Origin of the sequence: Serratia sp. CY81684, assembly GCF_052166595.1 — a bacterium.
Lineage (GTDB): Bacteria > Pseudomonadota > Gammaproteobacteria > Enterobacterales > Enterobacteriaceae > Serratia > Serratia nematodiphila.
The window spans coordinates 703,899-723,196 of the sequence record NZ_JBJNOO010000001.1; the positions used below are offsets into that span (position 1 = coordinate 703,899).

The window sequence follows — 19,298 nt, forward strand, 5'->3', positions numbered from 1 at the left end:
CAATTTAACTATGGAATTTTCAAGATCAAGTCGTGAATGACTTTTGAGCTTGTATCTAAATGATTTGTCTTATTAAGGGCAAGATAGCGATGCAACCAATACAGCAAAAAACAAAAATTCAGAACGTTAAGTATCACTTTGATTCAATTGATATCCTCCGAGGCTTTGCCGCGATATCTGTCGTTGTTTATCATGTCATAGAGCATTTTAACTGGACCTCTTTCCCTAGCAATTGGCCGTGGCTGTGGTTTCGCTTTGGTTGGATGGGGGTTGATATGTTCTTCGTTATTTCCGGTTTTGTTATCGCTATGTCAGCCTTTAATCAACTGGATAGAAGCGGAAAAGATAAATTCTTTTTCCCTTTTATGAAGCGTCGTATCAATAGAATCATACCTCTTCATTATTTGACGCTGGCTGTTTTTGTTATTTTTATCTCTCCTTATCTTCTCTTTAATCATTTTGCAATAAACCTGACCTCTCATTTACTATTTATACATAACCTTAGTTATGACTTGCACGGCGCGATTAATGGGAGCAACTGGTCGCTCGGTGTTGAGATGCAATTTTATATACTTATTGCGCTCACCGCACATTGGTTAAAACATGTTAAATGGTGGGTGCTGTTACTCTGCTCGTTGGGCATTTCCTATGCATGGCGTTTGGCTGCAGTGTATCTTGTGGATATACAGCAACCACTTGGCATTTTCAAATTATTTGTCAGCGCAACTCAGCTTCCAGGTATGTTAGATGAATTCGCTGTGGGTATTTTACTTGCCAGGTTGCTCACGTCTGAATTTGGCCATAGATTGGTTTCCAACAGAACGTACTCTACAGTTTCTTTAATGTGTGCGGCAGTCGCACTCACGACAGGTGTAATGTATATATACCTGAAGTATGCATCTTTCTGGAACTATCCTTTGATGGTTATATTCTTCCGGACATTACTGGCGACGGCGTTCGGCATGATTGTGTTGACACTATGCTCACTTAAGATTACACCATTCCTAAAAAGAATATTGTATCCGCTTTACTATTGCGGAACGATCTCTTATGGCATCTATCTATGGCATCTACCGGTCTTGCTTTCCATCAAGAAATTGGATTGGTTAACCCATGGCCAATCACTTGCACTTGTATTGGTGTTAACGTTGCTAATGGCATCATTATCGTGGCACTTCTTTGAAAAACATTTCATCAAGAAGTAAGTTTCGGCATTGCACCGTGGTAGAACATTTAACCGTCTGACTAGAAGACAATTATGTGACCTATCGCACCAATCACTACCCACCCGGCTCAATCCTGAGTTAACATGTGTGCCACATCACAAAACCTGCTGGCCGACGTTGCCGGCAGGGTCATCCTCAGACAGGAGTTCCTAAATGTCCAAGCAACAAATCGGCGTTGTCGGCATGGCGGTAATGGGCCGCAACCTCGCGCTGAACATCGAGAGCCGTGGTTACACCGTTTCCATTTTCAACCGTTCTGGCGACAAAACTGACGAAGTGATCGCTGAGAACCCGGGCAAGAATCTGGCGCCGTATTACACCGTTGAAGAGTTTGTCGAATCACTGGAAAAACCGCGCCGCATCCTGCTGATGGTGAAAGCGGGTGAAGCAACGGATAAAACCATTGCCTCGCTGACTCCGCACCTGGACAAGGGCGACATCTTGATCGACGGCGGCAACACCTACTATCAGGACACCATCCGTCGTAACCGCGAACTGTCCGACCAGGGCTTCAACTTCATCGGCACCGGCGTTTCCGGCGGTGAAGAGGGCGCGTTGAAAGGGCCTTCCATCATGCCTGGTGGCCAGAAAGAAGCTTACGAGCTGGTGGCGCCAATCCTGGAGAAAATCGCTGCGGTTGCGGAAGGCGAGCCTTGCGTGACCTACATTGGCGCAGACGGTGCCGGCCACTATGTGAAGATGGTGCACAACGGCATCGAATACGGCGACATGCAGCTGATTGCCGAAGCCTATTCTCTGCTGAAACAGGCGCTGAATCTGAGCAACGAGCAACTGGCCGAAACCTTCGCCGAGTGGAACAAGGGCGAACTGAACAGCTACCTGATCGACATCACCAAAGACATCTTCACCAAGAAAGACGAAGAGGGTAAATACCTGGTCGATGTGATCCTGGACGAAGCCGCCAACAAAGGCACCGGCAAATGGACCAGCCAGAGCTCGCTGGATCTGGGCGAACCGCTGTCGCTGATCACCGAATCGGTATTCGCACGCTACCTGTCCTCGCTGAAAGATCAGCGCGTTGCTGCCTCTAAAGTGCTGACCGGCCCGAAAGTGGCGCCGTTCGCCGGCGACAAAGCTGAATTCATCGAGAAAGTGCGCCGCGCGCTGTATCTGGGCAAAATCGTGTCCTACGCGCAGGGCTTCTCTCAGCTGAAAGCCGCGTCTAAAGAAAACAACTGGGATCTGCACTACGGCGAAATCGCCAAGATCTTCCGCGCCGGTTGCATCATCCGCGCTCAGTTCCTGCAGAAGATCACCGACGCTTACGCGGCGGATGCCGATATCGCCAACCTGCTGCTGGCGCCATACTTCAAGCAAATCGCCGACGAATACCAGCAGGCGCTGCGTGACGTGGTGGCCTACGCCGTGCAGAACGGTATCCCTACGCCAACCTTCTCCGCTGCGATCGCTTACTACGACAGCTACCGTTCCGCGGTGCTGCCGGCGAACCTGATCCAGGCGCAGCGCGACTACTTCGGTGCGCACACCTATAAACGCATCGACAAGGAAGGCGTGTTCCATACCGAATGGATGGAATAAGCCCGCTCGTTGAGCGATAAAAAAAGCCGCCGAGGTTAACGCCCGGCGGCTTTTTTATTGCGTGCGAGTTAACGTCATGCTTTTTTCTGATGCCGCTCGCGCAGCCGGCCGATCACCGCGCTCAGATCCAGATCCTGGTCCTGCAGCAGCACCAGCAGGTGATAGATCAGGTCCGAAGCTTCGTTGGTCAGCTCTTCGCGATCGTTGACCGTGGCGGCCAGCGCGGTTTCCACGCCTTCCTCCCCGACCTTCTGCGCGATGCGCTTGGTGCCGCTGGCATACAGGCTGGCGGTGTACGAGCTGTCCGGGCTGGCGTGCTTGCGCTCCGCCAACAGCTGCTCCAGCTGATAGAGGAACGTCCAGTCGCTGGCGGCCGGGTGGAAGCAGCTGCTGTTGCCGAGGTGGCAGGTTGGGCCGATCGGGTTGGCCAATACCAGCAGCGTGTCGTTATCGCAGTCCGGCGTGATGCTAAGCACTTTGAGGAAGTGGCCGGAGCTTTCACCCTTGGTCCACAGGCGCTGCTTGGTGCGCGAGAAGAAGGTGACATTGCCGCTTTGCTCGGTGGTGGCCAGCGCTTCCGGCGTCATGTAACCCAGCATCAGCACTTCGCCGGAAACGGCGTGCTGCACGATGGCCGGCATCAGACCGTCGGTTTTCTCCCAGTCCAGCTGGTTTCTCTGTTGTTCTGTCAGCACACGCGAATCTCCACGCCTTGTTCGACCAGGAACCTTTTCAGTTCGCCGATATTGATGATTTGTTTGTGGAACACCGACGCCGCCAGCGCGCCGTCGACGTCCGCATCGCGGAACGCTTCCAGGAAGTGTTCCATGGTGCCCGCGCCGCCGGAGGCGATCAGCGGCACCTTGCAGACCTCGCGCACTCGGCGCAGTTGCTGCAGATCGTAACCGTTGCGCACGCCGTCCTGGTTCATCATGTTCAGCACGATCTCACCGGCGCCGCGGCGCTGCACTTCCTGCACCCAGTCGAGGGTTTCCCACTGGGTGATGCGGGTGCGGCTCTCGTCGCCGGTATATTGGTTGACGTGATACTTGCCGGTTTCACTGTCGAACCAGGTGTCGATGCCCACCACGATGCACTGCACGCCAAAGCGTTCAGCCAGGCGGCTAATCAGCTCAGGATCGGCCAGCGCCGGCGAGTTGATCGAAATCTTGTCGGCGCCGAAAGACAGGATCTGGCTGGCGTCCTCGGCGCTTTTAATGCCGCCGGCGACGCAGAACGGAATATCAATCACCTCCGCCACGCGCGACACCCAGCTTTTGTCCACCACCCGGCCATCGCTCGAGGCGGTGATATCGTAAAATACCAGCTCGTCCGCACCTTCTTGCGCATAGCGCTGCGCCAGCGGCACGATGTCGCCGATGATTTCGTGGTTGCGGAACTGCACGCCTTTCACCACTTGCCCGTCTTTAACATCCAGGCACGGGATTATCCGTTTTGCCAGCATGCGATCGCCTCCTCAACGCTAAATTTACCTTCCAGCAGGGCGCGCCCCACGATCACGCCGGCAACGCCGCTGCCGCGCAGCTGGGCGATGTCGTCCAGATTGCCTATGCCGCCCGAGGCCTGGAAGGCCACCTGCGGATAACGGCGGCTGATCTCCTGATACAGCGCCACGTTGGAACCGGCCAGCGTGCCGTCGCGCGAAATGTCGGTGCACAGCACGTGCTTGAGCCCGTAGGGCAGGAACTGTTCCACCACCTGTTCCAGCGTGGCGTCGGAGTCTTCTTGCCAGCCGCTGATGGCCACGCGCTTCACGCTCTGCGCGTCGATGCGCACGTCCAGCGCCAGCACCAGCGCGTCGGCGCCGTAGCGCTCGAACCAGCTTTGCACCAACTGCGGCTGTTTCACCGCGGTGGAGCCGATCACCACGCGCGTGGCGCCGGCTTCCAGCAGGGCGCTGACGTCTTGTTCGTTGCGGATGCCGCCGCCGACCTGCACCGGCACGTCAACCCCCGCCAGCAGCTTGCGCAGCAGCGGGATCTGGCGCGCCGCCGGATCCTTGGCGCCGGTCAAATCGACCAGATGCAGCACCTGGGCGCCCTGTTGTTGATAGTCCTGCAGGCGAAGCAGCGGATCGTTGCCGTAGTCGCGCTGCTGGCCGTAATCGCCCTGATGCAAACGCACCACGTTGCCGTCGATCAAATCCAAAGCCGGAATAATCATGCTGCCTACATCTCCAGAAAGTTTTTCAACAGTTGCGCGCCGGCCGCTCCAGAACGTTCTGGATGAAACTGCACGCCGAAGAAGTTGTCTTTTTGCACGGCGGCGGTGAAGGGCTCGCCGTAGTTCGCCTGGGCGATGGTACTGGGGCATATCGGCATCGCATAGCTGTGAACGAAATAGAAGTAGGCGCCGTCATCGATGCCGCGGAACAGATGGTGGCCCGCCTGCGCGGACACCTGGTTCCAGCCCATGTGCGGCAGCGGCAGGCCGAAGTCGGTCATCTGCTTCACCGGCGTATCGATGAGGCCGAGCGTGGTCACGCCGCCGTTCTCTTCGCTGCTGGCTGCCAGCAGCTGCATGCCGAGGCAAATGCCCAGCACCGGCTGCGTGCAGGCCCTGATCAGTTCGATCAAATCGCGCTCGCGCAGCTGATCCATCGCCGCCTGCGCAGTGCCGACGCCCGGCAGGAACAGCTTGTCGGCGCGCAGCACGATCTCCGGATCGCGGCTCACCTCCGGCTGATAACCCAGGCGCCGCACCGCGTAGGTGACGGAGGCCAGGTTGGCGCAGCCGGTATCCAAAATCACCACGTTCATCACAGCACTCCTTTCGAACTCGGCAGGGTATTGCCCTCGACGCGGATCGCCTGGCGCAGCGTGCGGCCAAACACTTTGAACAGGCTCTCGACCCGGTGGTGGTCGTTTTTGCCCTTGGTCTTCAGGTGCAGCGTGCAGCCCATGGTGTAAGAGAGCGAACGGAAGAAGTGCTCGACCATTTCGGTGCTGAGATCGCCGACGCGCTGATAGTTGAACTCGGCCTTGTACTCCAGGTGCGGGCGGCCGGAGATATCCAGCGCGCAGCGCGCCAGGCATTCGTCCATCGGCAGCACGAAGCCGAAGCGGGCGATGCCGCGCTTGTCGCCGAGCGCCTTGTTCAGCGCTTCACCCAACGCCAGGCCGGTGTCCTCTACCGTGTGGTGATCGTCGATATACAGGTCGCCTTTGACGTCGATCTCCATGCGGAAGCCGCCGTGGGTGGCGATCTGATCCAGCATGTGATCGAAGAAGCCGACGCCGGTTTTGATCTTGCTGCCGCCTTCGCGATCCAGCCAGACGTTGACGTCGATCTGCGTCTCTTTGGTCACGCGATTAACCCGCGCGTGACGGTCACGCAGGGTCAGCTGGCGCACGATCTCTTTCCAGCCCAGCACGCCGCGCTGGTAACGCAGCCCCTGGATGCCCATGTTTTCCGCCAGCTGCACATCGGTCGGCCGATCGCCGATCACGTAGCTGTGCGCGGTATCGAGCACGCCGGGTTCAAGGTAGCCTTTCACCAGTGCGGTTTTCGGCTTGCGGCAGTCGCAGTTGTCCGCCGGCAGGTGCGGGCAAATCAGCACGTCGGCGAACTGAATCCCCTGGGAGCTGAGGATCTGCATCATCAGGTTGTGCGGCGGATCGAAGGTCTCCTGCGGGAAACTGGCGGTGCCGAGCCCATCCTGATTGGTGATCATCACCAGCTGATATCCCGCCTGTTGCAGCGCCAGCAGGGAAGGGATCACGTCTGGCTCGAGCGCCAGCTTGTCCAGGCGGTCAACCTGGAAATCTTCCGGTGGCTCGGCGATCAGCGTGCCGTCACGATCGATAAAGAGGATTTTTTGGCTCACATTGGCTCCTGGCGAGTCTGGTTGGCGCCGGGCAGGGCGGACAAGGCGTCCACCACGCGTTGACATTCGTCGCGGGTGCCTATGGTGATGCGCAGGCAGCCGGACAACCCGGGCTGTTTGTTTTGGTCTCGTAAGATAATGCCCTGATCCCACAAGCTTTTAAACACATTACTTGAGGCGGTGAAGCGGGCCAGCAGGTAATTGCTGTCGCTGGCGAAAACCTGCTCGACGCAGGCGCATTTCTCCAGCTGTTGCTGCAGCCAGCTGCGGGTGGCTGCGATGTCGGTGACGCGCTGGCGCATGGTGCGGATACCTTCTTCGCTCAGCGCCTGCGCGGCGATATCCGCCACCGGCGTCGAGAGCGGGTAAGGGGCGATCACCTTCAGCAGCAGAGCAATCAGATCTTCATTGGCGAGCGTAAAGCCGCAGCGCAGTCCGGCCAGCGCAAAGGCCTTCGACAGCGTACGCAGAATAGCCAGGTGCGGGTAGTCGCTCAGCCAACCGGCCACCGAGGCCTGCGGGCAAAACTCGATATAGGCTTCGTCCACCGCGACGATCGCCTTACCTTTGGCCAGCTCCAGCAGACTGCGCAGAGAGTCCGGGTCGATCAGGTTGCCGGTCGGGTTGTTCGGGCTGCAGACGTAGATCAACTTCACGTTGTCCAGGCTGTCCGCGATGGCCGGCAGATCCAGCTGCCAGTCCTCTTTGGCGGCCACGGTGCGGCGCTCCACGCCAAAGGTTTCGGCGCTGACGGCGTACATGCCGTAGGTCGGCGGGCAGAACAGAATGGCGTCTTTGCCCGGCTCGCAGAAGGCGCGGATCAGCAGCTCGATGCCTTCATCGGCACCGCGGCTGACCAGCACCTGCTCTTTCTTCACCCCGGCGTAGGCGGCGTAGCGTTCGATCACCTGCGCCGGCTGGCACTCCGGATAGCGGTTGAAGGTTTGCGCGGTCAGCTGGAATTCCGGGGCGATCGGGTATTCGTTGGCGTTCAGCCATACGTCGCCCTTGCCGCCGAGGCGGCGCGCCGATTGATAAGGGGTCAGCTCGCGAACGTTGGCGCGCGCCAGTTTTTCGATGCTCATGCTTGCTCCTTCAGGGCGGCGACGCGCAGGGTCACGGCGTTCTTGTGGGCGATCAGCTGCTCGGCGGCAGCCAGCGTTTCGATGGTGGCGGCCAGGTTGCTGAAGCCCTGCGGCGTCAGCTCCTGCACCGTCATGCGTTTTTGAAAGTCGGCCAGGCCCAGGCTGGAGCAGGTGGCGGTGTAGCCGTAGGTCGGCAGCACGTGGTTGGTGCCGGAGGCGTAATCGCCGGCGGATTCCGGCGACCAGTCGCCGAGGAACACCGAACCGGCGCTGGTGATGCCGTCCACCAGTTCGCGCGCATTGCGGGTCTGAATAATCAGGTGCTCCGGGCCGTAGCGGTTGCTGATCGCCACGCACTCAGCCAGATCGCGCGCTACGATCAGGCGGCTGCTCGCCAGCGCCTGACGGGCGGTCTCGGCGCGCGGCAGCTCGGCCAGCTGGCTTTCCACCGCTTCGGCCACCGCCTGCGCCATTGCCGCGTCCGGCGTCAGCAGGATCACCTGCGAATCCGGGCCGTGTTCGGCCTGCGACAGCAGATCGGAAGCGACGAACGCCGGAGTGGCGCCGGCGTCGGCGATCACCAGCACCTCCGAAGGGCCGGCCGGCATGTCGATGGCCGCACCGTCGAGGCGCTGACTGACCTGCCGCTTGGCTTCGGTCACAAAGGCGTTGCCCGGCCCGAAGATCTTCGCCACGCGCGGCACGCTCTCGGTGCCGAACGCCAGGGCGGCGATCGCCTGCGCGCCCCCGACCTGAAACACTTCCTGCACGCCGCACAGCTGCGCCGCATACAGGATCTCATCGGCGATCGGCGGCGGCGAGCACAGCACCACCCGGCGGCAGCCGGCGATGCGAGCCGGCGTCGCCAGCATCAGCACGGTGGAGAACAGCGGCGCCGATCCGCCGGGAATATACAGGCCGACCGAGTCGATGGGGCGGGTCACCTGTTGGCAGCGCACGCCCGGCTGCGTTTCGACGTCCACCGGCGGCAGCCGCTGCGCGTTGTGGAAGGTTTCCACGTTGGCGACGGCCACCGCCATCGCCTGTTTGATGTCGTCGCCCAACCGCGCGGCGGCGGCGGCGATCTGCTCGGCGCTGACGCGCAGCGCCGAGACTTCCGCCTTGTCGAAACGGGCGCTGTAGTCGCGCAGCGCCCGATCGCCGTTGGCCTTCACGTTGTCGAGGATCTCGCTCACCGTGCGGGTGATGCTGTCGGAGGCGGCGATGGCCGGGCGCATCAGCAGCTCGGCCTGGCGTTCGGCGCTGCTGGTCGCCCAATCGATCGGCGTGTTGAAGGTCGACATGGCGTTACTCCATCATCTTTTCAATCGGCAGCACCAGAATCGAGCTGGCGCCGAGCGCTTTCAGTTTTTCCATGGTTTCCCAGAACAGGGTTTCGCTGCTCACCATGTGCATCGCCACGCGGTTCTGCGCACCGGCCAGCGGCAGAATGGTCGGGCGCTCGGCGCCCGGCAACAGCGCGACGATCTCGTCCAGTTTCTCGCTCGGCGCGTGCAGCATGATGTATTTGGATTCACGCGCCTGGATCACGCCCTGAATGCGGGTCATCAGGCGATCGATCAGCTGCTGTTTGGCTTCCGGCATTTCGCCGTCGCGCTGGATCAGGCAAGCCTTGGAGCGGTAGATCACTTCCACTTCGCGCAGGCCGTTGGCCTCCAGCGTTGCGCCGGTAGAGACCAGATCGCAGATGGCGTCGGCCAGACCGGCGCGCGGCGCCACTTCCACCGAGCCGTTCAGCAGGCAAGATTTGAAGCGCACGCCCTGCTTGTCGAGGTATTGCTTCAGCAGGTGCGGGTAAGAGGTGGCGATGCGGGCGTCCTGCAGGCTTTGCGGGCCGGTGTATTCGGCGTCGAGCGGGGTGGCCAGCGACAGGCGGCAGCCGCCGAAATCGAGGCGGCGCAGCGTGAAGTAACGCGGGTCTTCGCCCTGGGCGCGGCGGCTAAGCAGCTCTTCTTCCAGCACGTTTTCGCCGATGATGCCGAGATCGACCACGCCGTCCATCACCAGGCCCGGAATGTCGTCGTCGCGCACGCGCAGGATATCGATCGGCATATTTTCCGCGAAGGCGATCAGACGCTGCTGCTGCAGGTTGATCTTGATGCCGCAGCGCGCCAGCAGTTCCTGGGATTCATCGCTCAGGCGGCCCGACTTCTGCATTGCGATCCGTAAACGTGTCTTGTCCAGCATGGTAACCTCTGTTTAATCTGTAATTTTATGAATTTATTGTAAAAACTATTCTTTCTGTCTGTCCGGAGCCAAAAAAAAACCCTCGGAAGAAATCTTCCGAGGGCTCTCTCTTGCGTTCTGCGCGCCACTGGAAGATTAACAAACCGTCTTCCAGCACTCATCGCCTGAAAGACTAGTCAGGGTGATGGTGATGATGGTGGTTGAACTGAACGCGTGTCATGGTGTTTTTCTCTAATCAAAAGCCGGTAAAAACCGTATGCCAATTAAGCTAAACTATCCGCTGTCCACCGCGCAACCCTTTTTTAACGTCATAAATTTAATTTATTGAAACAGGTTAGGTTATTAGCCACAGACAGCTTTACCTGACCTTAAGCCGGGCAGATTGTATCGCCGTGCGCAGTGGCGTAGCCTTAGGGGTAGGGCGCTGCGATCTTCAGGAGAGGAAGAGGATGAAAAAGGTAGCCATTATTGGTTTGGGTTGGCTGGGCATGCCGTTGGCGCTGTCGCTGATGGGGCGCGGGTATGACGTGGTCGGTAGCAAAACCACGCCGGACGGCGTCGAGGCCGCGCGCATGAGCGGCATCGAATGCTACCAACTGGAACTGACGCCGGAGCTGGTGTGCGATCCGGACGATCTGGAATCGCTGCTGCGCGTGGATGCGTTGGTGGTCACGCTGCCCGCTCGCCGCACCGTCGAAGGCAGCGAAAACTATTTCAATGCGGTGCGCATGCTGGTGGACAGCGCGATGGCCTTTGGCGTGCCGCGGGTGATCTTCACCAGTTCCACCTCGGTGTACGGCGAAACCGCAGGCACGCTGCGCGAAGAGTCACCGTTGCGGCCTGTCTCGCCGTCAGGGCGGGTGTTGGCCGAGCTGGAACGTTGGCTGCATGAATTGCCGAACACCTCGGTGGACATTCTGCGCCTGGCGGGGCTGGTGGGCGCCGATCGTCACCCCGGCCGCTTCCTGGCGGGCAAGCTCGACGTGAAGGGCGGTTCGCAGGGGGTGAATCTGGTGCACCAGGACGACGTCATCGCCGCCATCCAGCTGTTGCTGAAGCTGCCGAAGGGCGGCCACGTGTACAACCTGTGCGCGCCGCGTCATCCGGCCAAGCGCGAATTTTATCCGGCGCTGGCCGAGCAGCTGCATCTGGAGCCGCCTCAGTTCGCCGACGAGGCGGAGCAGGATGAGCGGCTGGTGGACGGCAACCGCATCTGCAACGAGCTGGGTTTTGAGTATCAGTATCCCGATCCGACGCGTATGCCGGTCAGTTAAGGCAGCATACGTCGTTTAAAGCGGGAAAAGGTGGCTCGTCACAAAGTCGACGAACAGCCTGATTTTGACTGACAGGTGGCGGCCCGACGGCCAGAGGACATGAAAAACCATGTTCTCGCGGTCGTATTCATCCAGAACCGTCACCAGGCTGCCCTGTTCCAGCTGTCTGCGCACGGCGATTTCCGGCAAATAAGCGATGCCTAACCCTTGTTCCGCAAAGCACACCTGCGGATCGAGGGTATTTGTCACCATGCTGGCCGGCCGTTCGGGGAGCATATCCGTCTTGTCCCCCAGCGGCCAGATATCCAGTTTGCCGGTGCTGGGAAAGCGATAATGCAAACGGGCATGGCTTGTCAGATCCTCGGGCTTGCGCGGCATACCCGCTTGGCTGAAATAACCCGGCGCGCCAACGAAAACCTTGCGGCAGGTACCCAGCCGGCGGGCAACCAGCCGTGAGTCACTCGGGGTTCCGCTGCGGATAACGGCATCGAAACCTTCCTCAATCACGTCAACCAGCCGATCCGAATAATCAATATCCAGCTCGATCTCAGGATAGCGGCGCTTGAAGTCCCCCAGTTTTGGCATGAAGAGCGTGCCCAGCGACGGGAGGCTGATGCGCAGCTTGCCCTGAGGCGTTCCCCGCGTTTGCAACAGCTCGGCTTCCGCCTCTTTCACCTCACTCAAAATGCGTCGGCATCTTTCCAGGAACAGGGCCCCTTCCGGCGTCAGGTTGACCGTGCGGGTGGAACGGTGGAACAAACGCACGCTGAGCCGCTCCTCCAGCCGGGCGATGGTTTTGCTGACCGCCGACGCGGAGATCCCCAGCTGCTGCCCGGCCACCGTGAAACTGCGGCTTTCACTGACCCGGACGAAAACGTCGAGAGAACCCAGACTTTCCATAGGCTTCCATTCTATTAATGACATTTGTGTCATGAGTGTTATTCACTTTAGCCTATTTTTCTTTTATCAGCGAGTGGGCAGCATGATGCAACCGTCATCCGCAATGAGCGGAAACATCTTTGAATGGGGAGTGATTGATGAATCAAACGACGATATCTGCGCCTGCCGGGAGCATCGAGCGGTTGCCGCTGGGGGGCCTGCTGGCATTGGCAATGGCCGCTTTCATCACGCTGCTGACCGAGATCATGCCGGCGGGCGTGCTTTCTTCGATCGCGGGCGATTTGAACGTGTCTGAAAGCCTGGCGGGGCAATTCATCACCGCCTATGCGGTGGGCGCGTTGGTCGCCGCCATTCCGCTGACCGCATTGACGCAAGGCATGCGGCGCCGCCCCTTGCTGTTGAGCGCGATCTGCGGTTTTGCCATCGTCAACCTCGTCACGGCGCTGTCGCATGATTACCATGTCTCATTGGCGACGCGCTTCTTCGCCGGCGTTTTCGGCGGCATCGTTTGGTCTTTGCTGGCCGGTTACGCCGTGCGCATGTCACCGGCTCATCTTGGCGGCCGCGCTATTGCGATCTCCGGCGCCGGCGCCACCCTGGCGTTGGTGCTCGGCGTGCCGCTCGGCACGTTGCTTGGTCGAGCCATCGGTTGGCAAGGCGCCTTTGGCCTGATGACGTTGATGGCGCTGGCGCTCGTGGCGTGGATCGTCGCCATCGTGCCGGATTTCCCCGGCCAGGCTAAGGCGCATCGCCCGTCTCTGAGCGGCGTATTCTTGCAGTGCGGGATCCGCGCCGTGCTGTTCGTGGTGTTCACCTTCATCGTTGCCCACAACATTCTGTATATCTACCTGGAGCCCTTCCTCAAGCCGTCGGGGTTATCCGAGCGGGTCGATATCGTTCTGTTTATCTTCGGGCTGGGCGCGATTGCCGGATTAGGCATTGCCGGGATGCTGGTCGATCGGCGAGTCCAATCTCTTACGGTGACGAGTATCGTTATCTTTTCCTTCGCCGCCGTGCTGCTGGGGAGTGGGGGACGGACGGCCCCGATCGTCTATCTCTCCGTTGCATTGTGGGGCGTGGCTTTCGGCGGTTTCGCCACCCTCACGCAGACGGCATTGTCACGGCTTTCCGGCCGTGCGGCCGACGTTGCGCAGTCCATGTATACGACGGGCTGGAATATCGCCGTGGCGGCCGGTGGCGCGGTCGGCGGCATATTGCTCGACAAGGGCGGAGCGGCCTCTTTTGCCTGGGCCATCATCGGGTTCCTCGTCCTGTCTTTAACCGGCACGCTGTTTGCCATGAATCGGGCGCTGGCCTCTCAGCGATGAGGTGATTGGCGTGCGGCGCGCGCCAAATCCTCCAGCAGCGCGTTCAACGCCTCGTCGGGCTGGACGGGGCGGCTGACCAGGCTAAGCGTGGCGCGATAAGAGAGCGCCGTGCCGCCCAACTGCCGCAGCAGCCCCTGTTCCACCCAGCGCGCCGCGTAGTGGGTGGGCAGATAGCCAAGACAGGTACCGCTCAGCACCAGATGGGCGACGCTTTCCATATGGTGAGCCACCGCCGCCAAGTGAGGCGGCGCGATCGGGCACAGCTGCTGCGCCAGCAGGTAGCCGCGCTTGACCCAGCGCGCGTTTTCAATCTGCTCGCGCTCGGGTTCTTCCACCGCGAACAGCGGGTGATCCGTGCTGCAGTAGATCGCCTGTATTTCCTCCAGCCACGGCTGATAACGTAACTCCTCCAGCTGTTGGCCGAAGTAGCCGATGCCCAGATCGAGCTGCTGGTGCAGCAGCCCTTGCTCAATCTCGTTCGGCGAACAGATGCGGCACTGCAATTGCACGTCCTGATGGCGCCGCTGAAAGTGCTTGATGGCCTGGCTGAACGGATTGCCCGGCAGCGAAACCAGATTGTCCACCAGACCGATTTGCAGATCGCCGGTCAGCAGGCCGTTCAGCGACTGGCTGACCCGGGTGAAGTCGCGGGCGGCGTTGAACAGCGAACGGCAGGCGATCAGCATGCGTTCGCCCTTGGGCGTCAGCCGGAAGCCGGAGCGCCCGCGTTGGCACAGGCGAAAACCCAGTCGGGTTTCCAACGAGGCCAGATGGGTGCTGATGGTGGATTGGTTCATCAGCAGCGCTTCCTGCGCGGCGCTGACGCCCTGGGCTTCCGCTACCGCGACGAACACCCGCAGCAGTTTCAGATCGATATCGCTTAGGTTGGTGAGCATTCCCCCTCCGCAGAACGTCGGCCGGTTAACCCATTTTTAACATCGAAGAAATAGGTGCGGCGCTGAAGATATGGCCTTCCTTATGGCATGAAGTTGAAATAAAAATCAATACTTCAATAAGTTAGTTGCATCGCGTTTTCCGATGTTTACATGCAAAAGCGGGAATGGTAGCCGAGGTGGCCAACGGGGTAGCCTGCGAATGTTGCTCAAATGTTTCAATCCATCGCAGATAACGACAAGGAAACGCCATGCTGAACCAACCCCAAAGCGGTAACGATATGCCGCGCTTTGCCGGCCTCCCCACCATGATGCGCCTGCCCGCGGCAGAACAGGCGCGCGGTCTGGACGCCGCCTTTGTCGGCATTCCGCTCGATATCGGCACCTCCAACCGCAGCGGCACTCGCTATGGCCCGCGCCAGATCCGCCAGGAATCGGTGATGATCCGTCCTTACAACATGGGCAGCGGCTCTGCGCCGTTTGAACGGCTGCAGGTGGCCGATCTGGGGGATGTCGCCATCAACCCCTACAGCCTGGCGGACAGCGTGCAGCGCATCGAGGCGGCTTACCACGAGATCCTAGCGCACGGCTGCACGCCGTTGACGCTCGGCGGCGATCACACCCTGACGCTGCCGGTGCTGCGCGCCGTCGCCCGCCGCCATGGCCCGGTCGGGCTGATCCACGTCGATGCGCATTCCGATACCAACGAGGAGATGTTCGGCGAACAGCTGGCGCACGGCACCACCTTCCGCCGCGCGTTTGAGGAGGGGCTGCTGGCGCCGGAAAAGGTGGTGCAGATTGGCCTGCGCGGCAGTGGCTATGCGGCGGACGACTTCGACTGGTCACGCCGCCAGGGCTTTCGTGTGGTGCCGGCCGAGGCCTGCTGGCACCGGTCGCTGACGCCGCTGATGGCGGAGATCCGCGAACAGATGGGCGAAGCGCCGGTTTATCTCAGCTTTGATATCGACGGGCTGGATCCGGCCTTCGCACCGGGCACCGGCACGCCGGAGGTCGGCGGGCTGTCGGTTTGGCAAGGGCTGGAGATCGTGCGCGGCTGTCATGGGCTGAACCTGGTCGGCGGCGACGTGGTGGAGGTGTCGCCGCCTTACGATCGCTCCGGTAACACCGCGCTGCTGGCGGCCAACCTGCTGTTTGAAATGTTGTGCGTGCTGCCGGCCCGCTGAGGCCGGCGCACTGACTCTACCGGCGGAGCGGTTGCGTCGGGGCCCCTGATAACAATAACTACGGAGTGGAGGTACCCATGAATCTCGATCTGCTGGTCGTGGTGTTTTACTTTCTGGTGATAGGCGCGGTGGGGTGGATGGGCATTCGCCGCGCCAATTCCAAAGAGGCGTATCTGGTGGCCGGGCGCAACCTGGGGCCGGGGCTGTATCTGGGCACGCTGTCGGCGGTGGTGCTCGGCGGCGCGTCGACCATCGGCAGCGTCAAGCTCGGCTACACCTACGGCATCTCCGGCGTCTGGCTGTGCGGCGCGCTGGGGCTGGGCATTGTGGTGCTGAGTCTGGTGCTGGCCAAACCGCTGCTCAAACTGAAGCTGTATACCGTCAGCCAGGTGCTGTCGCGGCGCTATCACCCGGCGGCGCGGGTCACCAGCGGCGCGATCATGCTGGCGTATGACCTGATGGTAGCGGTGACCTCGATCATCGCCATCGGCAGCGTGATGCAGGTGATGTTCGGTCTGTCGTTCAGCGCGTCTATCCTGCTCGGCGGCGGGCTGGTGGTGCTGTATTCGACGCTGGGGGGCATGTGGTCGCTGACGCTGACCGACATCATTCAGTTCATCATCATGACCGTCGGCATGATGCTGGTGCTGATGCCGATGAGCATCGTCAAGGCCGGCGGCTGGGAGGCGTTCACCAGCCTGCTGCCCGCCGGTTACTACCAGCTGTCGTCGATCGGGCTGGACACCATTCTGGTGTTCTTCCTGATCTACTTCTTCGGCATTCTGATCGGCCAGGACATTTGGCAGCGGGTGTTCACCGCCCGCAGCGCCAACGTGGCGCGCTTCGCCGGGCTGGGGGCGGGCGTCTATTGCGTGCTGTACGGCGTGACCGGCGCACTGATCGGCATGGCCGGCAAGATCGTGCTGCCGTCGCTCAGCAACACCGACGGCGCCTTCGCCGCCATCGCGCAGGCGGTGTTGCCGGTCGGCGTCAGCGGGCTGGTGGCCGCCGCGGCGCTGGCGGCGCTGATGTCCACCGCCAGCGCCTGCCTGTTGGCGTCTTCAACCATCGTGCTGGAGGACGTGCTGCCGGCCATCCGCCGTAAACCTTCCGGCGGGCTGGCCGCCGGGCGCTTCACCACGCTTTTCATGGGCGCGGTCATGCTGGGGCTGGCGTTTGTGGTGCGCGACGTGCTGGCGGCGCTGACGCTGGCTTACAACCTGCTGGTGGGCGGCATGCTGATCCCGCTGGTGGGGGCGATCTTCTGGCCGCGCGCCACCAGCGTTGGGGCCATCGCCAGCATGCTGACCGGCAGCCTGTGTGTGGTGGGGCTGATGATCTGGCACGGCATCGACGCTAACAGCCCGATCTACGGCGGTCTGCTGGGCGGCGGCGTCGCCTTCGTGCTGGGCAGCCTGCTGAGCCGCCCGGCGCCGCAGCTGCAGGCTCAAACCGAGCGTTGAGACGACGAGGCTAATGACTGCGACGAGGTGGGATATGAACAATCGCAATGTGGCGCCACGTCCAAAAATTGAAGTGCGCTCGATAGACTATGTGCCCCGTCACGAGCGGCATGGCAAGGTTTGGCATCAGGCACCGTTTTGGTTTACCGGTAATTTCGTTTTGACGACGATGGTGGTCGGTTTCACCGGCCCGGCGTTGGGTTTGGGCGCGCTTTATTCGATGCTGGCCATTGCCGTCGGCGTGGGGTTCGGCACGTTTTTCATGGCGTGTCATGCCAATCAGGGGCCGCGCATGGGGCTACCGCAGATGATCCAGTCGCGGGCCCAATTCGGCCTGCGTGGCGCCGTCGTTCCCTTTGCCGCCGTGGTGTTTGTTTACATCGGTTTCAACGTGTTCAACGTTATTCTCGCGACCGATGCGATCAACACGGTGTTGCCGGGGCACCGTCTGCCCTGGTATGCGTTGCTGATCGCGGTGGCCGTACTGTTGGCGATCGTCGGCCACGATATGCTGCATGCGGTGCAGCGCTGGCTGACCTATGTGATGATGGCGGTGTTCGGCGTGCTGACGGTCAGCGCGGTGTTGTCGCTGCGGATGGACGCCGTTGTCGGCGCCGGGCATTTTTCGTGGGCGGCCTTTTTGATTCAGCTGTCGGCCGCCGCCGGCTATCAAATCAGCTACGCGGTGTACGTCTCCGACTATTCGCGCTATTTGCCGCATGAAACGCCGTCTGCCAACGTGATCTTTTGGACTTATCTGGGGGCGGCCGGATCGGCGCTTTGGCTGATGTCGCTGGGCGCGTTTCTGGCTTCAGCCTTACCGGCCCCCGATGCGATCGGCAGCGTACAGGCGGTGGGTAATGCCGTCTATCCTGGGTTTGGCACGTTGGCCGTGCTGATCGCCGTGCCCTCGCTGGTTGGTATCATGGCGGTCAACTGTTATGGCGCGATGCTGACCAGCCTCAGCGCGATTGACGCGTTCCGTAAAGTGACGCCAACGTTAAAATTACGCATGACCGGCATTGGCGTCGTCGCTATGACGGTGTTTGCGGTGGCGTTGGCCATCCCAGCGAGCTATCTCGCCAGCTTCAATACCTTCGTGCTGCTGATGCTGTATTTCCTGGTGCCCTGGACTGCGGTGAACCTGATGGACTTTTACGTGGTGCGCGGCGGGCATTACGCGATAGGTGAAATCTTCAACCCGGCGGGGATCTACGGCCGCTGGGGCGGCCCCGGTCTGACGGCCTACTCGATCGGCCTGCTGGCGATGGTGCCGTTCATGACGTTGGGCTTTTACACCGGTCCCTTTGCTGTTTTACTGGGCGGCGCGGATATCGCTTTTCTGATCGGCCTGCTGGTGGCCGGGAGCGTTTATGTCGTAATGTGCCGGAAGCTCGATCTCGAAGCCGAACGGCGGGTGGCGTTGCGCTGCGAGGGGTTATTGGAAGGAGAACAGGAGTGAAGGAAAAAATCAGCGTCGCATGCTGCCAGTTAGCGCTGCGGGTAGGGGAAGCAGAGCATAATCGGGCGCTGTCCGCTCAGGCGATCCGTCATGCGGCGCAGCGCGGCGCCAACGTCATCGTGTTGCCGGAGTTGGTGAACAGCGGCTATGTGTTGCGCGATAAGGCGGAGGCGTGGGCGTTGGCCGAGACCGAAGACGGGCCTAGCCTCAGCCTGTGGGGGGCCCTGGCGCGTGAGTTGGATGTGGCGATCGTCGCCGGTTTCTGCGAGCGGCTGCCCGATGGCGGGGTGGCCAACAGCGCGGCATTGATCGATGCGCAGGGCGTGAGGGCGATTTATCGCAAGGCCCACCTGTGGCATGAGGAGAGCACGATCTTTACCCCAGGCGATCGGCCGCCGCCGGTCGTCGAGACCCGCTTTGGCCGGTTGGCGGTGATGATCTGCTACGATCTTGAATTCCCCGAATGGGTGCGGCTGCCGGCGTTGGCCGGCGCTCAGCTGCTGTGCGCGCCGGTCAACTGGCCGCAGGCGCCGCGTCCGCAGGGCGAACGACCGGCGGAGATGGTGAAGGCGCAGGCCAACGCCGCCGTCAATCGGCTGTTCATCGCGGTGTGCGATCGCTATGAAACGGAGCGCGGCGTTGCGTGGATCGGCGGATCGGTGATCATTGACGCCGATGGCTACCCGTTGACGCAGAGCCTGACAGGCGAAGGCATGGTGCTGGCATCGATGGATATCGGCGCGGCCGATGACAAGCGCATCGGCCGCTACAATCATGTGCATCGCGATCGGCGGCCGCTGCTGTATTGAAGCGGCGGGGCAGTCGGCGGATCCGGCTGCCCCGCCGATCGTTTCTCCGGCGGGAAAAT

General features: G+C 60.8%; 19 protein-coding genes and 1 other annotated feature. Of the genes, 8 read left to right on the forward strand and 11 right to left on the reverse strand.

All coding sequences use genetic code 11. From position 1 onward, the window contains the following. Positions 1–89: 89 nt before the first annotated feature. Both ACJ8QF_RS03435 and gndA read left to right on the forward strand, forming a co-directional pair. Positions 90–1,205, forward strand: coding sequence for an acyltransferase family protein (locus ACJ8QF_RS03435; RefSeq protein WP_442537259.1), 1,116 nt, complete (start codon positions 90–92; stop codon positions 1,203–1,205). 174 nt (positions 1,206–1,379) lie between these two features. After that, positions 1,380–2,786: an NADP-dependent phosphogluconate dehydrogenase gene (gene gndA, locus ACJ8QF_RS03440; RefSeq protein ID WP_442537260.1), complete on the forward strand. Its 1,407-nt coding sequence runs from the start codon at positions 1,380–1,382 to the stop codon at positions 2,784–2,786. Positions 2,787–2,860: 74 nt separating this feature from the next. On the opposite strand, the gene hisIE is transcribed toward gndA, so the two are convergent. The 9 genes from hisIE to hisL all read right to left on the reverse strand — a co-directional run bounded on the left by hisIE (position 2,861) and on the right by hisL (position 10,146). Further along, positions 2,861–3,481: a bifunctional phosphoribosyl-AMP cyclohydrolase/phosphoribosyl-ATP diphosphatase HisIE gene (gene hisIE / locus ACJ8QF_RS03445; RefSeq protein ID WP_049187401.1), complete on the reverse strand. Its 621-nt coding sequence runs from the start codon at positions 3,479–3,481 to the stop codon at positions 2,861–2,863. Then, positions 3,475–4,251 carry an imidazole glycerol phosphate synthase subunit HisF gene (hisF, locus tag ACJ8QF_RS03450; RefSeq protein ID WP_033633500.1) on the reverse strand — a complete coding sequence of 259 codons (777 nt, stop codon included), beginning with the start codon at positions 4,249–4,251 and terminating at the stop codon, positions 3,475–3,477. Before hisF ends, hisIE begins: the two co-directional genes overlap by 7 nt. After that, positions 4,233–4,970: a 1-(5-phosphoribosyl)-5-[(5-phosphoribosylamino)methylideneamino]imidazole-4-carboxamide isomerase gene (gene hisA, locus ACJ8QF_RS03455; protein ID WP_265261185.1), complete on the reverse strand. Its 738-nt coding sequence runs from the start codon at positions 4,968–4,970 to the stop codon at positions 4,233–4,235. The genes hisF and hisA overlap by 19 nt, the downstream gene beginning before the upstream one ends. A 5-nt stretch (positions 4,971–4,975) precedes the next feature. Next, positions 4,976–5,566 carry an imidazole glycerol phosphate synthase subunit HisH gene (hisH, locus tag ACJ8QF_RS03460; protein WP_004938803.1) on the reverse strand — a complete coding sequence of 197 codons (591 nt, stop codon included), beginning with the start codon at positions 5,564–5,566 and terminating at the stop codon, positions 4,976–4,978. Continuing rightward, entirely contained in the window at positions 5,566–6,633 is a 1,068-nt protein-coding gene (gene hisB, locus ACJ8QF_RS03465) for a bifunctional histidinol-phosphatase/imidazoleglycerol-phosphate dehydratase HisB (RefSeq protein WP_015377254.1), read from the reverse strand. The genes hisH and hisB overlap by 1 nt, the downstream gene beginning before the upstream one ends. Next, positions 6,630–7,718 (reverse strand): histidinol-phosphate transaminase, encoded by a 1,089-nt coding sequence (gene hisC / locus ACJ8QF_RS03470; protein ID WP_015377255.1) that lies wholly within the window; start codon positions 7,716–7,718, stop codon positions 6,630–6,632. Before hisC ends, hisB begins: the two co-directional genes overlap by 4 nt. After that, positions 7,715–9,022, reverse strand: a complete 1,308-nt coding sequence (gene hisD, locus ACJ8QF_RS03475) for a histidinol dehydrogenase (protein ID WP_004938796.1) — start codon at positions 9,020–9,022, stop codon at positions 7,715–7,717. The genes hisC and hisD overlap by 4 nt, the downstream gene beginning before the upstream one ends. 4 nt (positions 9,023–9,026) lie before the next feature. After that, positions 9,027–9,926 carry an ATP phosphoribosyltransferase gene (gene hisG / locus ACJ8QF_RS03480; protein WP_004938793.1) on the reverse strand — a complete coding sequence of 300 codons (900 nt, stop codon included), beginning with the start codon at positions 9,924–9,926 and terminating at the stop codon, positions 9,027–9,029. A 70-nt stretch (positions 9,927–9,996) separates the two neighbouring features. Beyond that, positions 9,997–10,123 (reverse strand) — a sequence feature (His leader region). Next, a complete protein-coding gene (gene hisL, locus ACJ8QF_RS03485; protein WP_100396937.1) occupies positions 10,099–10,146 on the reverse strand; it encodes a his operon leader peptide in 48 nt (15 codons plus the stop codon). Its footprint overlaps the feature before it by 25 nt. Before the next feature lie 229 nt (positions 10,147–10,375). On the opposite strand from hisL, the gene ACJ8QF_RS03490 reads away from it, so the two are divergent. Next, positions 10,376–11,200 carry an SDR family oxidoreductase gene (locus tag ACJ8QF_RS03490; protein ID WP_442537261.1) on the forward strand — a complete coding sequence of 275 codons (825 nt, stop codon included), beginning with the start codon at positions 10,376–10,378 and terminating at the stop codon, positions 11,198–11,200. Between the two features lie 15 nt (positions 11,201–11,215). Here the strand turns inward: ACJ8QF_RS03490 and ACJ8QF_RS03495 are convergent, their stop codons facing one another. Then, positions 11,216–12,100, reverse strand: a complete 885-nt coding sequence (locus ACJ8QF_RS03495; protein ID WP_442518524.1) for a LysR family transcriptional regulator — start codon at positions 12,098–12,100, stop codon at positions 11,216–11,218. Positions 12,101–12,237: 137 nt separating this feature from the next. Between ACJ8QF_RS03495 and ACJ8QF_RS03500 the strand changes: the two genes are divergently transcribed. After that, a complete protein-coding gene (locus ACJ8QF_RS03500; RefSeq protein WP_442537262.1) occupies positions 12,238–13,428 on the forward strand; it encodes an MFS transporter in 1,191 nt (396 codons plus the stop codon). Here the strand turns inward: ACJ8QF_RS03500 and ACJ8QF_RS03505 are convergent. Further along, on the reverse strand, positions 13,419–14,324 hold the full coding sequence (locus ACJ8QF_RS03505; protein ID WP_131164453.1) for a LysR family transcriptional regulator: 906 nt from the start codon (positions 14,322–14,324) through the stop codon (positions 13,419–13,421). The genes ACJ8QF_RS03500 and ACJ8QF_RS03505 overlap by 10 nt on opposite strands. 248 nt (positions 14,325–14,572) lie before the next feature. Here ACJ8QF_RS03505 and speB point away from each other — a divergent pair, with 248 nt between their 5' ends. The 4 genes from speB (at position 14,573) to ACJ8QF_RS03525 (ending at position 19,239) form a co-directional block, all read left to right on the forward strand. Further along, positions 14,573–15,505 (forward strand): agmatinase, encoded by a 933-nt coding sequence (speB, locus tag ACJ8QF_RS03510; protein ID WP_275095649.1) that lies wholly within the window; start codon positions 14,573–14,575, stop codon positions 15,503–15,505. A 77-nt stretch (positions 15,506–15,582) separates the two neighbouring features. After that, on the forward strand, positions 15,583–16,968 hold the full coding sequence (locus ACJ8QF_RS03515; RefSeq protein ID WP_275095650.1) for a sodium:solute symporter: 1,386 nt from the start codon (positions 15,583–15,585) through the stop codon (positions 16,966–16,968). Positions 16,969–17,002: 34 nt separating this feature from the next. Then, on the forward strand, positions 17,003–18,430 hold the full coding sequence (locus ACJ8QF_RS03520; RefSeq protein WP_442537263.1) for a purine-cytosine permease family protein: 1,428 nt from the start codon (positions 17,003–17,005) through the stop codon (positions 18,428–18,430). Continuing rightward, positions 18,427–19,239 (forward strand): nitrilase family protein, encoded by an 813-nt coding sequence (locus tag ACJ8QF_RS03525; protein ID WP_442537264.1) that lies wholly within the window; start codon positions 18,427–18,429, stop codon positions 19,237–19,239. Before ACJ8QF_RS03520 ends, ACJ8QF_RS03525 begins: the two co-directional genes overlap by 4 nt. The last annotated feature ends 59 nt before the right edge of the window (positions 19,240–19,298 follow it).

What these genes read in the sequence shown, in the direction of transcription:
- gndA (WP_442537260.1), top strand. Translation starts at nt 1,380, where the DNA reads ATGTCCAAGCAACAAATCGGCGTTGTCGGCATGGCGGTAATGGGCCGC.
- speB (WP_275095649.1), top strand. Translation starts at nt 14,573, where the DNA reads ATGCTGAACCAACCCCAAAGCGGTAACGATATGCCGCGCTTTGCCGGC.
- ACJ8QF_RS03490 (WP_442537261.1), top strand. Translation starts at nt 10,376, where the DNA reads ATGAAAAAGGTAGCCATTATTGGTTTGGGTTGGCTGGGCATGCCGTTG.
- hisF (WP_033633500.1), bottom strand. Translation starts at nt 4,251, where the DNA reads ATGCTGGCAAAACGGATAATCCCGTGCCTGGATGTTAAAGACGGGCAA.
- ACJ8QF_RS03495 (WP_442518524.1), bottom strand. Translation starts at nt 12,100, where the DNA reads ATGGAAAGTCTGGGTTCTCTCGACGTTTTCGTCCGGGTCAGTGAAAGC.
- ACJ8QF_RS03520 (WP_442537263.1), top strand. Translation starts at nt 17,003, where the DNA reads ATGAACAATCGCAATGTGGCGCCACGTCCAAAAATTGAAGTGCGCTCG.
- hisC (WP_015377255.1), bottom strand. Translation starts at nt 7,718, where the DNA reads ATGAGCATCGAAAAACTGGCGCGCGCCAACGTTCGCGAGCTGACCCCT.
- hisA (WP_265261185.1), bottom strand. Translation starts at nt 4,970, where the DNA reads ATGATTATTCCGGCTTTGGATTTGATCGACGGCAACGTGGTGCGTTTG.
- hisG (WP_004938793.1), bottom strand. Translation starts at nt 9,926, where the DNA reads ATGCTGGACAAGACACGTTTACGGATCGCAATGCAGAAGTCGGGCCGC.
- ACJ8QF_RS03505 (WP_131164453.1), bottom strand. Translation starts at nt 14,324, where the DNA reads ATGCTCACCAACCTAAGCGATATCGATCTGAAACTGCTGCGGGTGTTC.
- ACJ8QF_RS03500 (WP_442537262.1), top strand. Translation starts at nt 12,238, where the DNA reads ATGAATCAAACGACGATATCTGCGCCTGCCGGGAGCATCGAGCGGTTG.
- ACJ8QF_RS03435 (WP_442537259.1), top strand. Translation starts at nt 90, where the DNA reads ATGCAACCAATACAGCAAAAAACAAAAATTCAGAACGTTAAGTATCAC.
- hisD (WP_004938796.1), bottom strand. Translation starts at nt 9,022, where the DNA reads ATGTCGACCTTCAACACGCCGATCGATTGGGCGACCAGCAGCGCCGAA.
- ACJ8QF_RS03515 (WP_275095650.1), top strand. Translation starts at nt 15,583, where the DNA reads ATGAATCTCGATCTGCTGGTCGTGGTGTTTTACTTTCTGGTGATAGGC.
- hisH (WP_004938803.1), bottom strand. Translation starts at nt 5,566, where the DNA reads ATGAACGTGGTGATTTTGGATACCGGCTGCGCCAACCTGGCCTCCGTC.